Source organism: Streptomyces sp. NPDC003247 (assembly GCF_042888135.1).
Classification (GTDB): domain Bacteria; phylum Actinomycetota; class Actinomycetes; order Streptomycetales; family Streptomycetaceae; genus Streptomyces.
Genome location: NZ_JBIAPF010000018.1, coordinates 126,797 through 140,266 on the forward strand (window position 1 = coordinate 126,797; position 13,470 = coordinate 140,266).

11 protein-coding genes are annotated in these 13,470 nt (G+C 73.9%); 5 read left to right on the forward strand and 6 right to left on the reverse strand.

The features are described from left to right. The first annotated feature begins 6 nt into the window (after positions 1 to 6). From ACFYWQ_RS39490 to ACFYWQ_RS39500, 3 genes are all read left to right on the forward strand, one after another. Entirely contained in the window at positions 7 to 1,044 is a 1,038-nt protein-coding gene (locus ACFYWQ_RS39490; protein ID WP_389524317.1) for a GntG family PLP-dependent aldolase, read from the forward strand. Positions 1,045 to 1,312: 268 nt separating this feature from the next. Beyond that, entirely contained in the window at positions 1,313 to 2,392 is a 1,080-nt protein-coding gene (locus tag ACFYWQ_RS39495; protein WP_389524320.1) for a DMT family transporter, read from the forward strand. A gap of 6 nt (positions 2,393 to 2,398) precedes the next feature. After that, a complete protein-coding gene (locus ACFYWQ_RS39500) occupies positions 2,399 to 3,046 on the forward strand; it encodes a ScbR family autoregulator-binding transcription factor (protein ID WP_389524322.1) in 648 nt (215 codons plus the stop codon). A 130-nt stretch (positions 3,047 to 3,176) separates the two neighbouring features. On the opposite strand, the gene ACFYWQ_RS39505 is transcribed toward ACFYWQ_RS39500, so the two are convergent. Then, complete coding sequence (locus ACFYWQ_RS39505; protein ID WP_389524325.1) at positions 3,177 to 4,013, reverse strand: alpha/beta fold hydrolase; 837 nt, start codon at positions 4,011 to 4,013, stop codon at positions 3,177 to 3,179. A gap of 284 nt (positions 4,014 to 4,297) precedes the next feature. Between ACFYWQ_RS39505 and ACFYWQ_RS39510 the strand changes: the two genes are divergently transcribed. Continuing rightward, positions 4,298 to 5,479, forward strand: coding sequence for a spore photoproduct lyase family protein (locus tag ACFYWQ_RS39510; protein ID WP_389524328.1), 1,182 nt, complete (start codon positions 4,298 to 4,300; stop codon positions 5,477 to 5,479). A gap of 97 nt (positions 5,480 to 5,576) precedes the next feature. On the opposite strand, the gene ACFYWQ_RS39515 is transcribed toward ACFYWQ_RS39510, so the two are convergent. After that, positions 5,577 to 6,836, reverse strand: coding sequence for an MFS transporter (locus ACFYWQ_RS39515; protein ID WP_389524331.1), 1,260 nt, complete (start codon positions 6,834 to 6,836; stop codon positions 5,577 to 5,579). Between the two features lie 186 nt (positions 6,837 to 7,022). Further along, positions 7,023 to 7,865: an IclR family transcriptional regulator gene (locus ACFYWQ_RS39520; protein ID WP_389524334.1), complete on the reverse strand. Its 843-nt coding sequence runs from the start codon at positions 7,863 to 7,865 to the stop codon at positions 7,023 to 7,025. 196 nt (positions 7,866 to 8,061) lie between these two features. Here ACFYWQ_RS39520 and ACFYWQ_RS39525 point away from each other — a divergent pair, with 196 nt between their 5' ends. After that, a complete protein-coding gene (locus ACFYWQ_RS39525; RefSeq protein ID WP_389524337.1) occupies positions 8,062 to 10,503 on the forward strand; it encodes a SpoIIE family protein phosphatase in 2,442 nt (813 codons plus the stop codon). Between the two features lie 143 nt (positions 10,504 to 10,646). Here ACFYWQ_RS39525 and ACFYWQ_RS39530 read toward each other — a convergent pair whose 3' ends face one another. From ACFYWQ_RS39530 to ACFYWQ_RS39540, 3 genes are read right to left on the reverse strand one after another with little or no spacing between them, the layout of a single operon-like run. Continuing rightward, complete coding sequence (locus ACFYWQ_RS39530) at positions 10,647 to 11,873, reverse strand: lactonase family protein (protein WP_389524340.1); 1,227 nt, start codon at positions 11,871 to 11,873, stop codon at positions 10,647 to 10,649. Further along, positions 11,870 to 12,994 (reverse strand): hypothetical protein, encoded by a 1,125-nt coding sequence (locus tag ACFYWQ_RS39535; RefSeq protein WP_389524343.1) that lies wholly within the window; start codon positions 12,992 to 12,994, stop codon positions 11,870 to 11,872. The genes ACFYWQ_RS39530 and ACFYWQ_RS39535 overlap by 4 nt, the downstream gene beginning before the upstream one ends. Beyond that, a complete protein-coding gene (locus tag ACFYWQ_RS39540; RefSeq protein ID WP_389524346.1) occupies positions 12,994 to 13,461 on the reverse strand; it encodes a DUF6379 domain-containing protein in 468 nt (155 codons plus the stop codon). Before ACFYWQ_RS39540 ends, ACFYWQ_RS39535 begins: the two co-directional genes overlap by 1 nt. Positions 13,462 to 13,470: the final 9 nt, after the last annotated feature.

Genomic DNA, 13,470 nt, shown 5'->3' on the forward strand with positions numbered 1-13,470 from the left:
GCTTTGATGACACCACCACTCCCGGCCGGACCGCCGGTCGACCTGCGGTCCGACACCGTCACCCGTCCCGACGCGCGGATGCGCGAGGCGATGGCCCGTGCCGAGGTCGGTGACGACGTCCTCGACGGCGATCCCACCATGCGGGCGCTGGAGGAGGAGGTCGCGGCGCTCCTCGGCGCCGAGGACGCCGTGTGGGTGCCCAGCGGATCGATGGGCAACCTGATCGCGCTGTGCGTGCACCTCGAACGCGGCGACCGCTTCCTGGCCCCGGACCGCGCGCACGTCCTGGACCAGGAGGTCGGCACGGCCGCGTGGCTGGCCGGGGGCATGCCGCGCGCGCTGCCCTGGACGGCCGGCCCCGGGGCGACGAGCCCGTCCGACGTCACCCGGGCGGTCGCCCGCGGCGGGCCGTACTTCGCGCTGCGGGACCGGCTGCTGTGCCTGGAGAACACCCACAACGCGGCGGGCGGTACGGTCACCACGCCGCGGGAGCACCGCGGGCTGGCCGACGCCGCTCATGCCGCCGGGCTGCTGGTGCACCTCGACGGCGCCCGCCTGTGGAACGCGTCGGTCGCCCTCGGTGTGCCACCGGCGGACCTGGCCGACGGCGCCGACACCGTGCAGGTCTGTCTGAGCAAGGGGCTGGGCGCGCCGGTGGGTTCGGTGCTGGCGGGCGACACGCGGTTCGTGCGGGAGGCGCGCAGGGTCCGCAAGATGCTCGGGGGCGGCGTCCGGCAGGGCGGAGTGCTGGCGGCGGCCGGTCTCGTCGCCCTGGAGCGCGTCGACCGTCTCGCCGAGGACCATGAGCACGCCCGGTTGCTCGCGGCCGGGCTGGCCGACCGCGGGTGGAAGACCGACACCCCGCAGACCAACATCGTGCTGCTGCCGGTCGACGACCCGCCGCACACCGTCTCCGTGCTCGCCGGGCACGGTGTCCTCACCGTGCCCACGGACACCGGCGTCCGCATGATCACCCACTGTGACGTGTCGCGCCGCGACATCCTGCGGGCCGTGGAGGTCTTCCCCCCGCCCCCGCCCGGGTGAGCGGCGTTCCCCGACACACCGACGCGTCGGCCGGGGGCGCGCCGCGGCCTGGCCGCGCCGGGCCCGTCGGCGCCGGGGAGCCGGGCGGCCCGACGCGGGAGTGCGTCCGGCGGTCCGGTGCCGGACGCCTGATGCCTGATGCCCGATGCCTGGCGCCGTCAGGGCGTCGCGCCGACGCCCGCTGCCGACAGGGCGGGCGTCGGCCGGGCCGCCGACGCCCTCGAACCGCCTGTGAGCTGCCCGCCGATCTTCTCCACCGGGAGGACCCATGCCGTTACCGCGTACGCCGCGCAGCCGGACCCGTCCGACCGACCCGGCGCCCCCGCCCCTCACCCCGGCCGAGCCGGCGCTCCCGGCGGGCGCGGTCGCGCGGTCCGGGTCCCTGCCCCTGGCCGGGGCCGTCGCCGGAGGGGCCGCTCTGGCCCTGGAGTCGGTGGTCAACGGCAGGCTCGGTGGACACGCCGGGTCCGTGGCGGCGGCGGCCTGGTCGAACACCCTCAGCCTGTGCGTCACGGCGGTGGCCGCCTTGTTCCTGGCGGGACTGCGGCCCGCGTTCGCCGCCCTGGCCGCCGCGCTGCGGTCCCGCACACTCCGGCCGTGGCACTGCCTGGGCGGGGCGGCGGGCGGCAGCATGGTGCTGACGCAGGCGCTGACCGCCGCCGAACTCGGCCCGGCCTCCTACACGCTGGCGCTGGTCTCGGGCCAGACCCTGTGCGGGGTGGTGGTGGATCATCTCGGCGTGGGTCCGGGCGCCGCGCGCCGTGCCACCCGGCGCCGGCTGGCGGGCGGGCTGCTCGCCGTGGGCGCCGTGGCGCTCCCGGTGCTGGCCGCGCCGGACACGGGCCGCACGCTCGCGCTCGCCGTCCTGCCGTTCCTGGCCGGCTGTGCCCTGTCCTGGCAGATGGCGGTGAACGGCAGGGTGGACGAGGCCGCCGGGAAGCACCCGTACCCGGCGGTCCTGCTCAGCTTCGCCACCGGCACCGCCCTGATGGTCGCCGCCGTGGCGGTACTGGCGGTGTTCTCGCGGCTGCCCGAGCCGCGCTCCGGCCCGCCGTGGCACTACACGGGCGGTCTGCTCGGCTGTGTCGTGGTGCTGTCGGCCGTGCTGACGGTGCGCCGCATCGGCGTCCTGGCCGCGGGGCTCGGCATGATCAGTGGCCAGGTCCTCGGTTCGCTCGCCCTGGGACCGCTGTTGGGAGAACCGCCGGCGCACCAGGGCACGGCGGCGGCCGGAGCGGTGCTGCTGGTCGGCGCGGCCGTGCTGGCGGCCCCGGCCGGTGCCCGGCTCCGACCCGCTTCCCTCCCCCCGCTCGGGACCGACCACGCGCTCGGCGGGAGGGAGAACTGACCTGCTGTGGGACGACAGCAACGCTCCGTCCGCTCACGCGACGCCATCGTGCGGGCCGCGGCACGGGTGATCGACCGGTACGGACTCAGGGCCGCGACCCTGTCCAGGGTGAGCGCGGACGCCGGACTCTCCAAGGGCGCGGTCTACTTCCACTTCGCCGACAAGGACGCGCTGGCCTCGGCTCTGGAGGCGCGGGCGGCGCGAGCGCTGGACGGGCTCGCCGCCGCACGGACGCGTGAGGCGGGGCCGGCGCTGACGGCGCTGGTGGAGACGACTCGTGAACTGGCCGACCTGCTCTGCCGCGATGTCGTCGTGCGGGCCGGGTTCCAGGTCAGCTGCGACCGCGCCGAGGGCGGTGTTCCGGTCCTGCGCCGCCGGCTGGTCGCCCTCCTGGTGCGGCTGCTGGAAGAAGCCCGGCGCGACGGAAGCCTCGCGCCGGACGTCGCGGTCGAGGACGTCGTCGCCACCGTCCTCGCGGTCACCGTCGGCGTACAGATCCTCTCCCGGCAGCCGGGCGCCGGGCAGCAGGTGTCCGGGGTGCTGGAGCACTTCTGGCACGCGACGCTGCCGGGCCTGACACCCGCACTCCCGGCGCCGACGCCGCACGACCGCCGCGAGGCGGGCGGTGGCGGAGCGGGCGGTCCAGCCGGCTGACGGGCAGGAGCACACGGATACCGACGCCTTCGGCAACCGCGGCCGCGGGGCAACGGGACGACAGGCCGCACCGCCCCCCTCACACCACGCACACCCTCACACCAGGCGCACGGTCACGGCAGGCGCACCCTCACGACGGGCAGGCGTCCGCGTCGCGGCTGTCGGTCCGGTGGAGCGCCAGCCCGATGTGGCGGGCCAGGCCTTCCGGGTCCTGCGCGTGCGCGAGGTGGCCCTGCCCCGGCATGACGACGACACGGGCGCGGGGCAGAGCCGACGCGATCTCGGCGAAGACGTCGCCGTAGGGCGGGACGCCTTCGTTCTCGGCGCCGAGCAGCAAGGTGACGGGCAGGTCGAGGGTGCCGAAGGACCGCAGGTCGACGGGGTGCTCGTCGAGGGCCGTCAGCTCCCGGGCCAGCGGGGCGGCCAGCGGCCGGAGAACCGCCCAGGCGGCGCTCCGGCGCAGCCGTGCCACGTGTTCCTCGGAGAATCCCGACACGTCCCGGTTCACGATCTCCACCGCGCGGTCCAGGTCGTCGGCCTCCGCGGCCTCCCGCAGGGCGTCCAGCGCCCCGCGCCCGAAGGGGCGTACGACCGGTTCGTAGAGGATGAGCGAACGGACCGTCCGGGTGCGTCGCGCCGCGGTCTCCAGCGCGACGAGCCCGCCGAAGCTCCAGCCGAACAGGTCCACCCCCCGCTCCGCGCCCTCGACGGCGACGACCTCGTCGAGGACACGGTCGAGGTCGTCGATCTCGGTGCGCAGGGAGTAGTCCGCGCCGAGCGCGCCGCTGGGCCTGCGCCCGCGCCGGTTCAGCACGTAGACCGGTCCGGCCACGTCCAGCGCGTCCACGACCGGCTGCCACGCGGCGGCGTCGGCCATGACCCCCGGCACGATCAGCAAGGGCCTGCCGGAACCGTCACGCCGGGTGAGAGCGAGCGGGACGCCCTCGCGTGTCACGTACGTCAGCACGATGCGGTACCTCCTGAACGAGCCCGGTGCCCGCGAACGGGCGTCGACGGCTTGGACAACGACGCGGCCCGGCGGAGGGAACGGCGTGTTCCGGCGGGCCCGCGGGGGCCGGGGGCCGGGGGGCCGGGGGGCCGGGGGGACCGGGGGGACCGGGGGGACCGGGGGCATCCGGCCTCCGTGCGGGCCGCGGTCGTGCGGGCACGCGGCGCGCACGCCGCCGCCTCGTACAGTGGGGGACGGGGGCGCGTCCCGTACCTCCTCGCACCACGTGTACCGGAGCACTCATGAACCACCCGTCCACCACCCCGGACGACGGCTCCGGCACGCTCTTCGGACTCGACGCCCTCGGGCCGGGGCCGGGGCCGGCCGCGGCCGGTGCGGGCCCGTTCTTCCGGGACTCCGCCGCGGCCCGCCGTCTGCTGCCCGTACGGGAGATCCACGCCGAGCCCGCGGCGGCAGCCTCCCCGCGCGGCCGGCAGGTCATCGCCCGGTTCCCCGAGGCCCGGGTGATCACGGTGGACTCCCACTGGCGCATCCCCGGACTGCACGGCAACGAGGGCAACGTCGAGCGCTGGGTCCGCGTCAAGGGCGAGACGCTGGTCCTGGGCGAGCGCAAGACGCTCACCACGCGCCCCAACGGCCGGTCGGCGGACTGGATCGCCCCGGGCGCCTCCAACGGCTGCGCCATGGCCTGCGCCTACTGCTACGTACCGCGGCGCAAGGGGTACGCCAATCCCGTCACCGTCTTCACCAACGTCGAGCGGATCGTCGCCCACCTGGCCCGGCACATCGCGCGGCAGGGCCGCAAGCCCGAGCCGAACCAGTGCGACGCCGAGTCCTGGGTGTACGACATCGGCGAGAACGGCGACTGCTCGGTGGACGCCCTGATCTGCGACAACACCGCGGATCTCGTGCACGCCTTCCGGCAGTGGCCGACCGCGAAGGCGTCGTTCGCCACCAAGTTCGTCAACCCCGACCTGCTCCGTCTCGACCCGCGCGGCCGGACCCGGATCCGCTTCTCGCTGATGCCGCCGGACGACTCCCGGCTGCTGGACGTGCGCACCTCGTCCGTCGCCGAGCGCGTCGCCGCCGCCGCGGACTTCCTGGACGCCGGCTACGAGGTGCACTTCAACCTCTCCCCCGTGGTCGTCCGCCCCGGCTGGCAGGACGCCTGGGCCGAGCTGCTGCGGCACCTCGACGACGTCCTGCCGTCACGGGTGAAGCGTCAGGCCGCCGCCGAGGTGATCATGCTCACGCACAACCGGGAGCTGCACGAGGTCAACCTCGGCTGGCACCCGCGCGCCGAGGAGGTCCTGTGGCGGCCGGAACTCCAGCAGGCCAAGCGCTCGGAGAACGGCGCCCTCAACATCCGCTACCGCACCGAGGTCAAGGCCGAGGCGGTCGACGCCCTCCGTGCCCTGATCCGTCTCCACGCGCCCTGGCTGCACGTCCGGTACGCGTTCTGAGCCCGCCCCGGTCGAGGGCGCCGATGCTGTGCCGGGGCGCCCTCCGGTCCCTGCGGCGAGCGGCCCCGCCGCCGTACCCCGGACGTGCGTCGGACCGTCAGCCGCGACGCGCCGGGATCGCCAGCAGTGCCCCGGCGCACACGAGCGCGGCCGCGGCGAACACGTAGAACACGGTGGTCGGCCCCATCGCGGCGTCCAGGATCCAGCCGCCCAGCACCGGTGCCACGATCGCACCGCCACGTCCGAAGCCGGAGACACAGCCCAGCGCCGTGGCGCGGGCCGAGGCCGGGTAGCTGGACGCGACCCAGTCGTTGAGCATCGTCAGCGCCGACTGGGCGCCGACTCCGGCGAGGGCGGTGACGCCGAGGATCACGGCCGTGCCGCCGCCCTGCGACAGGCCCAGTACGGCGAGCGCGGCGAGCACGGCGCTTCCGGCGGTGACCAGTCGCGGTCCGATCCGGTCGGCGAGGACCGCGAGCGCGAACGAGCCGACGACGGCACCGAGGTTGAGGACCAGCGTGAAGCGCAGGGCCGAGCCGAGCGGATAGTCCATCTCGCGCATCAGCTGGGTGAGCCACGTGTTCAGCCCGTACCAGGCGAGCAGGACCGCGAAGTTGGCCACGGTGAACAGGACCGTGTACCGGGCGTACGTCCTGGAGAGCACGGTCCGGACACCGGCCGCCTCGCCGTCGTGCCGCCCGCCGCCGGCCGCCTCGTCGACGGCCGCGGCGGCGGGCAGCGGCCGGGAATCCGGCAGCAGGAAGTACGCGGCGGCGACCACGAGCGCCGACAGGGCGCCGCCGACGCCGAAGAGGCCGCGCCAGCCCAGGGTCTCCCCCCACGTGGTGGCGGTCAGCGCGGACAGGACACCGCCGACGGGGATGCCGGCGAGGACCACGGTCGCCACCAGCGCGGAACGGCCGCGCGGCGCGTATTCCTTGCTCAGCGCGACACAGGACGGCATCACACCGCCCATGCCGACGCCGGCGAGCAGCCGGAACAGGCCGAACTGCCAGGGCTCCGCGGCGAGCGCGCACGCCACCGTGAACACGGTGAAGACGGAGCCCGCGGCCACCAGCAGGCGGCGCCTGCCGAGCCGGTCGGCGAGCGTGCCGCAGACCAGGGCGCCGATGAGCATGCCCACGTAGGCCAGGCTGCCGAGGGTGCCCGCGAGGGACTTGTCGAGTCCCAGTGCGTCGTCGCCGAGCATCGCGGGCAGCGCCACGCCGTAGACGATGAGGTCGAAGCCCTCCACGGTGATCGCCGCCGTACACAGGGCGATGACCGCCCAGGCCGGCGCCGGTGAGCGCGAAGGGGTGGAGGAGTGGGTGGCGGGAGCCTGAGCGTCGGTGGTCATGCGGCCACATCCTGTCGGGGGAGGCAGAGGAATCCGCAGGGCGCGGTGAGCGCGCTCCGGTGTCCCTCCGGAGCCGCGCGGGCGACCTGTCGATGACCGGGATGGAATCAGCGCGGTTACGCAGAGAGCAACCAGTCATGACCTCCGGTTCCGCAGAGCGGAACTACTCGCGCCCGGAGTCCTGCGTCACAGGGCGGCCTCCATGCGCCGTACCGCCTCCAGCAGCACCACCGCCGCCTCGTCCAGGCGCGTCCGCGTGAAGCGCAGGGAGGGGGCCGACACCGTGAGCGCGGCGACGGCGCGCCCGCCGGGCTCGCGGACGGCGGCGCCCACCGCCGAGAGACCCCGCTCGGTGTCGCCGACGTTGATCGCGTAGCCCCGGCGGCGTACCGCGGCGAGCCGCCGGTGCAGCGCCTCGGGGTCCGTCTCCTCGCCCTGGTCGCCCTTCGCCCCGTAGATCTCGGCGAGTTCGGCCACGTTCAGGTCGGCGAGCAGCGCCTTGCCGCCGGAGGCGAGATGCGCGGGCAGCACGGCACCCGCGCGGCTGCCGACGCGCAGCGCGTGCGTGCCTTCGATGCTGCGCAGGAAGCGCGCCTCGGCCCCGGAGCGCACCACGAGGTGCACGGTTTCGCCCAGTTTGCCGTTGAGCCACAGCATGTGGGGACGGGCGGTCTCGACGAGTTCGTACTCGGAGTGCCGCGACATGCCGAGGCGGTAGAGGGCGGGCCCCGGCCGGTACGCCTTGTCGGCACCCTGGACCGCGAAACCGCGGCCGCGCAGGGTGGCGAGCAGCCGGTGCGCGGTGGAGCGGGCGACGCCGAGCCGGTCGGCCGCGTCACTGAGCCGGAGGCGGCCGTCCTCCCGGAGCAGGAGCAGCAGCGTCAGGGCGTTCTCGACGGATTCCAGGCCGGGGCCGTGCCCCGCACCGGAGGTCTTCGGCACGCCGGTGGCCGCGTCGGTCGAAGCGGAGGCGACCGGACCCGCTTCCGTGCCGTTCGACGTGTCTGCCTGTGCCCGTGAGTTCCTCATGGAGGAATTTTAGGCCGCCAAGTGTTCCGCGCAGAGAAAAATTTCTTCCCGTGCCCGGGGAGCGAGCAGGCTCCATGCCGCGGCGCGGCGCAGTGGGTACGGGCGGGCATACTCCCGGCCGCGTTCCGCGCATACGGCGTCGCCTGTGTCAATATCATGGGCAGGTAGGGCGGCGCCACGGAATGGGCTGATACCGATGAGCGGACCCGGAGTCGCCGGAGGCCTCGGCGCAGCAGCGGAGAGCCGGCCGTGCGAACCGCACCCGGCGACGGCGGTGGTGGACGGCACCGGCACGATCTCCCTGTGGAGCCCGCAGGCGGAGGCGCTGCTCGGATATCCGGCGGCAGAGGTCTGCGGCACGCCCGCGGTGGATCTGCTGGCCGTCCCGAAGAGCTGGGACGCGGTGGTGGCCTCCGGCGAGCGGCACGGAGCCGCCGGGGGCTGGGACGGTGTGCTGGCCTTGAAGCATCGCGACGGACACGAGCTGCGGGTCGCGCTGTACGTGCGCCCGCTGCTGGGCCGGGAGGGGCAGGCCGGCTGGTCGGTCGGCGCCGCCGACGCCCGGCAGGTGGAGCGGGAGGAAGTCGACCGGGCGATCCTCAAGGCACTGTTCACGCAGTCCCCCATCCCGATCACCGTCATGGACGGCGACCTGCGGTACCGATGGGTGAACGCCGCGACAGCGCGGTCGGTCGCCGTTCCCGCCGAGGGGCTCATCGGCCGGCGCATCGGCGAGAGGGAACCGGATTTCGACGTCGAGACCATCGAGCGGGTGCTGCGCCATGTGCGGGACACCGGCGAGCCGGTGCTCGACTTCCAGGTGCGCGGCCGCCTCGCGTCGGATCCGGGCCGCGAGCGCGTGGCGTCCGGTTCCTCCTTCCGGCTGACCGACCCGGCCGGCCGTCTCCTGGGCATGTGCCAGACGTACGTCGACGTGACCGACGGGTACCGGGCCCGCCGGCGGCTGGAACTGCTGACCGAGGCCGGTGGGCGCATCGGCACCACGCTGGACGTGGAGCGCACCGCGCAGGACCTGGTGGACGTCCTCGTGCCCGCTTTCGGGGACATGGCGTGGGTGGAGCTCGCCGAGGCCGTACTCGAGGGAGACGAACCGCCCAAGGTGCTCGGCGGCGGAAGACTGCACTGGCGCCGGACCGCCATGGCCTCGGCCACCGGCACGTGGCCCGCCGGTCTTCTCCGGCCCGGCACACCCGTCCCCCTGCTGCCGGACACGCCCACTCTGCGCAGGATCCAGCACGGCGAGACCACGGTGAGCGGCCGCGAGGAGTTCATCACCCAGCTCAGCGACCCACGGCTGCGCGAGCTGTTGGTCCCCGAGGGCGGGCATTCGACGGCACTGGCGCCGTTGTTCGCGCGCGGTCTCGTACTCGGCGTGGTGACGGTCTGGCGCACCGAGCGGGCCGATGTCTTCGACCAGGAGGATGCCGAGCTGCTCAGCGAGATCGCTTCCAGGGCGGCACTGAGCGTGGACAACGCCCGCCGCTACACCCGCGAGCACCGCGCGGCCGTCGCCCTCCAGCAACGCCTGCTCCCCGCGGCCACCACCAGTACCGCCGCGGTGCGGACCGCCGGCTTCTACCGGCCCGCCGGCGGCGGCGCCGAGATCAGTGGCGACTGGTTCGACGTCATCGCTCTCCCCTCCCTGCGGGTCGCCCTCGTCGTCGGGGACGTCGCCGGCCACGGCCTGCACGCCACCGCCACCATGGGCCGGCTGCGCACCGCGATCCGCACCCTGGCCGACCTCGAACTCGATCCCACCGAGCTCCTCACCCACCTCGACGATCTGGTGCAGCGCCTCGCGGCCGAGGGGCAGCCCCACGGGGACGCCATCGGCGCCACGTGTCTGTACGCCGTCTACGATCCGGTCACCCGCCACTGCGCCATGGCCACCGCCGGACACCCACCGCCCGTCGTGGTCCGTCCCGACCGCACGATCCAGGTCGTCGACGTCTCGCCCGGGCCGCCCCTGGGCGTGGGCGGCATGCCGTTCGAGACCGCCGTCATCGACCTGGACCCCGACAACGTCCTCGCCCTTTACACCGACGGCCTCCTCTACCGTGACACCCACGACGTCGACGCCGGGCTACGGTGGCTGACCGACAACCTCGCCACGCTCTCCGGACCCGAACGCGACCTGAGCGCCATCGGCCGCACTCTTCTCAGGGGCCTCGAAGAACACCCTCGCGACGACGACATCGCCCTGCTCCTGGCCCGCACCCACGCGCTCCCCGCGGATTCCACCGCGAGCTGGGAGTTCCCCGCCGATCCAGCGGTCGTCGCCGACGCCCGGGAGGCCGTCACCCGCCGGCTGACCGACTGGGGGCTCGACGAGCTGGCCTTCAGCACCGAGCTGATCGTCAGCGAACTGGTCACCAACGCCCTCCGCCACGCCGGCGGCCCGATCGGTCTGCGGCTGATCCGCGAGAACGTGCTGATCTGCGAGGTCACCGACCCCAGCAACACCCAGCCTCGTCTGCGCCGCGCCCGTTGGAGCGACGAAGGAGGGCGCGGCCTGTTCCTCGTCGCCCAGCTCACCACCCGCTGGGGCAGCCGCTACGGCCGGCACGGAAAGACCATCTGGGCCGAACAGCCCCTCGCCCCCCATCCGGGGCTGTGACGTCGACGCCTCGCACGCCGGTCCGTCTGCCCGACCGGATGACCGAACCCTCCGGCGCGCAGCTCGTCGGAACGTCGCACCGGCAGGTCGTCCCCGCCCGCGGAGGCATCGCTGTTCCGCGGGCGGGGACGGGATCCGTCCCGTCAGCCGGGCAGTTCCGCGAACGCCACGAAGGCGGGTTGGGGAACGTGTGTCTCCGTCAGCGGGGACAGCGCCCCGCTGCCCGCGTCGACCGCGTACGAGCGCACGAGGTCGGCCGGCCGGTCGGCGACGAGCAGGAACGAGCCCGACGGGTCGAAGGTGAAGCTGCGGGCCGCCAGCCCCGGGTGGACCGAGGGAGCGAGCGGCACGTGCCCGGCCCGGGTGAGGCCGCCGTCCCGTTCCACGCGGAACCAGACGACCGAGTCCTCCCCGCGGTTGTTGACGTACACGAAGCCGCCGTCGGGATGGACCCGGACCTCGGCGGGCTCGTTCACACCCTCGTGACCGGGCAGCACGGTGGACACCTGGGCCAGGGCACGCAGTTCGCCCGAGGACGGGTCGAACGCGTACGAGGCGAGCTCGGAGGAGAACTCGTAGGTGACGTAGGCGCGGTCGCCGCCGGGGCCGAAGGCGATGTGCCGCGGGCCGGTCTCCGGCGGGAGCTGGTAGGTGTGGGCGAGCCGGAGCGTCTCGCCCAGCCGGTGGACCAGGATGCGGTCCGTGCCCTTGTCGGCGACGAGGACGTGGGCGCCGGACGGGTCGATGACCGCGCAGTGGGCGTGCGCCCCGGACTGGGCGTGCCCTCCGGCCTGGGGGGAGAAGTTCGGGTCCTTGCCGTGGCCCTCCATGACGTGCACGTCGCGCAGGGCGGCGAGCCGGCCGTCGTCGGCCAGGCCGAACAGGAGCACGGTCGAGTCGTCGTAGAGGTACTCCGTCCGCCAGCTCCCGTCGTCGGCGCGGACGACGTGCTCGACGTGCTCGAAGTCCCCGTGGTTGGCCGTGACCAGCACGCCCCTGCGCTCGTCGAGCGCGAGGTGGGTCGGCCGGGGGCCGGGCGCGGCCAGCCAGTTCAGCGGGGTGAGGCTGCCGTCGCGCTCGGACACCGACAGGGCGTGCACGGCGGCGGGCGGCTCCACCGGGCCCCTGCCGTCGGTCTTGCGCTCGTCGACGGCGTACAGCGTCCGCGTCGACGGGGCGTAGACGAGGTAGCCGGCTTCCCGTGGCTCGGTGACCCGGCTCAGCGGTGTGAGCCTGCGCCCGTCCCGGCTGACGTCGAGTGCGGTGATGCCGCCTGCCTCGGTGTCGGAGTCGCTGCCGTAGGTGCCGATGTACGCGATGAGGCGGTGGCCCGGGCGGGCCGGGGCGGCCTCGGTCTGTTCCGTGTTCATGCGGCCAGCAGCCTCCGCAGCATCTCCTGGTGGCGGCGGACCTGGTCCACCTCGTCCATCAGGTCCTCCCGGCCACGGTCCTGGAAGTAGCGCTGGCCCTCGTACTCGGAGTTGATGTACCCGTCGAAGCCTCCGGCCCTGAGCGCGCCGATCGCCGCCTCGTAGTCGATGGAGATCTCCTGGTACTGCCCGGGTGCGCCGGGAACCGGGGACATGTTGTTGAACTTGCCGTGGACGTGGATGACGTGGGGGGCCAGCTCGCGGAGCGTGTCGGCGGAGGTCCGGGAGAGCATCAGGGCCTCCGCGACGGTGCGGTGGTCGATCTCCCGGGGATCCTGGACGCGCTCCTCGGTGTACCGCTCGACGCCTTCGAAGACCTCGGCGAACTCCGCCTCGCACTCCCCGGTGGACAGGAAGCGGTTGAAGTCGGAGCGCAGGTTGCCGGCGGTGTGGCGGGCGATCGCCGTCAGGTCGAAGGGCGCCTCGCCCCGCCGGATGCGCAGGGCGAGCTCCACCGACGCCTCGGACGCCGCGGGCTGCGCTCCCCTCCGCTCCAGCCAGGCCAGCAGGACCTCCGAGGGCCGGAATCCGAAGATGCCCAGGTCGGGGACGATACCGAGGTGCTTGGTCCCGGTGTCCTCCACGACGTCCAGGATCTCGCCGACCTCGCGGCCCTCCAGGTTCATGGGCTGGTGGATCTCCTTGCCGAGCCGGATGTCCAGGGACTCGGCGAGCGGCAGCGCGGAGACGAGGATCTCGACGGGCACCACGGACAGCACCCGCACGTTGGCGAAGCCGAGGGACTTCGCCAGCCGGATGTCGTGCCGCAGCCGGTCGGCGCACTCCTCGTAGGACATCACGTGGTCGCGGAACTGAAGGACGTCCATGCCGACGTCCATGGCGACGGGCCGGGTGCCGTACGTCTCCATCCACGTGAACCACCGGCGGCGGAAGTCGTCGCCCGGTTCCGGGTAGCGCAGGGACATCTCGTCGATCAGTTCGATGCCGTCGGCGCCGCCGAGGTTCCGGCCGACCTCGCGGATCTGGTCCTCCAGGTCCAGCTCCTTGAAGAACTGGGACTGCTGGTAGCTGTACAGCGATACGCCGCGCTGGATGGCCATCAGTTCTCCTCCGGCTCGGTGAGGGCGAGGGTGTACGACATGATCTCGGGGGTCTTGTCCGATCCGGCTCCGGAGCCGGGCCTGGGCGGGGTCCTCACCCATGCCTCGTCGGTGGGCAGGTAGCCGTAGGCGGCCAGGACGGACTGCTGGAAGCGCACGGTGTGCTCGCCGGGGGTGAGGCCGCCGGGAGCGGCGACGTGCAGGATCGCCTCGTCGTCGTAGTCCCAGTGCTCGTGCACGGCCGTGCGGATCTCGTCGAAGGTCCGGGGCGGCTTGCCGTTGATCTCGAAGGCCTGTGCGCCGGTGGGGTATTCGGTCCCGTCGACCTCGATGTAGTAGCCGTTGTGCAGCGACAGGTAGCAGCCGCGGTAGTTCGCGTGGCGGACGGCGAGGGTGAAGCCGACGGTCCTGCCGTCGCGCACCTCGTTCCGCAGGCTGTCGGGGCGGATCAGAAAGTTCTCGAACATTCCTCGTAC

What these genes read in the sequence shown, in the direction of transcription:
- ACFYWQ_RS39520 (WP_389524334.1), bottom strand. Translation starts at nt 7,865, where the DNA reads ATGAGGAACTCACGGGCACAGGCAGACACGTCGAACGGCACGGAAGCG.
- ACFYWQ_RS39510 (WP_389524328.1), top strand. Translation starts at nt 4,298, where the DNA reads ATGAACCACCCGTCCACCACCCCGGACGACGGCTCCGGCACGCTCTTC.
- ACFYWQ_RS39495 (WP_389524320.1), top strand. Translation starts at nt 1,313, where the DNA reads ATGCCGTTACCGCGTACGCCGCGCAGCCGGACCCGTCCGACCGACCCG.
- ACFYWQ_RS39540 (WP_389524346.1), bottom strand. Translation starts at nt 13,461, where the DNA reads ATGTTCGAGAACTTTCTGATCCGCCCCGACAGCCTGCGGAACGAGGTG.
- ACFYWQ_RS39525 (WP_389524337.1), top strand. Translation starts at nt 8,062, where the DNA reads ATGAGCGGACCCGGAGTCGCCGGAGGCCTCGGCGCAGCAGCGGAGAGC.
- ACFYWQ_RS39515 (WP_389524331.1), bottom strand. Translation starts at nt 6,836, where the DNA reads ATGACCACCGACGCTCAGGCTCCCGCCACCCACTCCTCCACCCCTTCG.
- ACFYWQ_RS39530 (WP_389524340.1), bottom strand. Translation starts at nt 11,873, where the DNA reads ATGAACACGGAACAGACCGAGGCCGCCCCGGCCCGCCCGGGCCACCGC.
- ACFYWQ_RS39490 (WP_389524317.1), top strand. Translation starts at nt 7, where the DNA reads ATGACACCACCACTCCCGGCCGGACCGCCGGTCGACCTGCGGTCCGAC.
- ACFYWQ_RS39535 (WP_389524343.1), bottom strand. Translation starts at nt 12,994, where the DNA reads ATGGCCATCCAGCGCGGCGTATCGCTGTACAGCTACCAGCAGTCCCAG.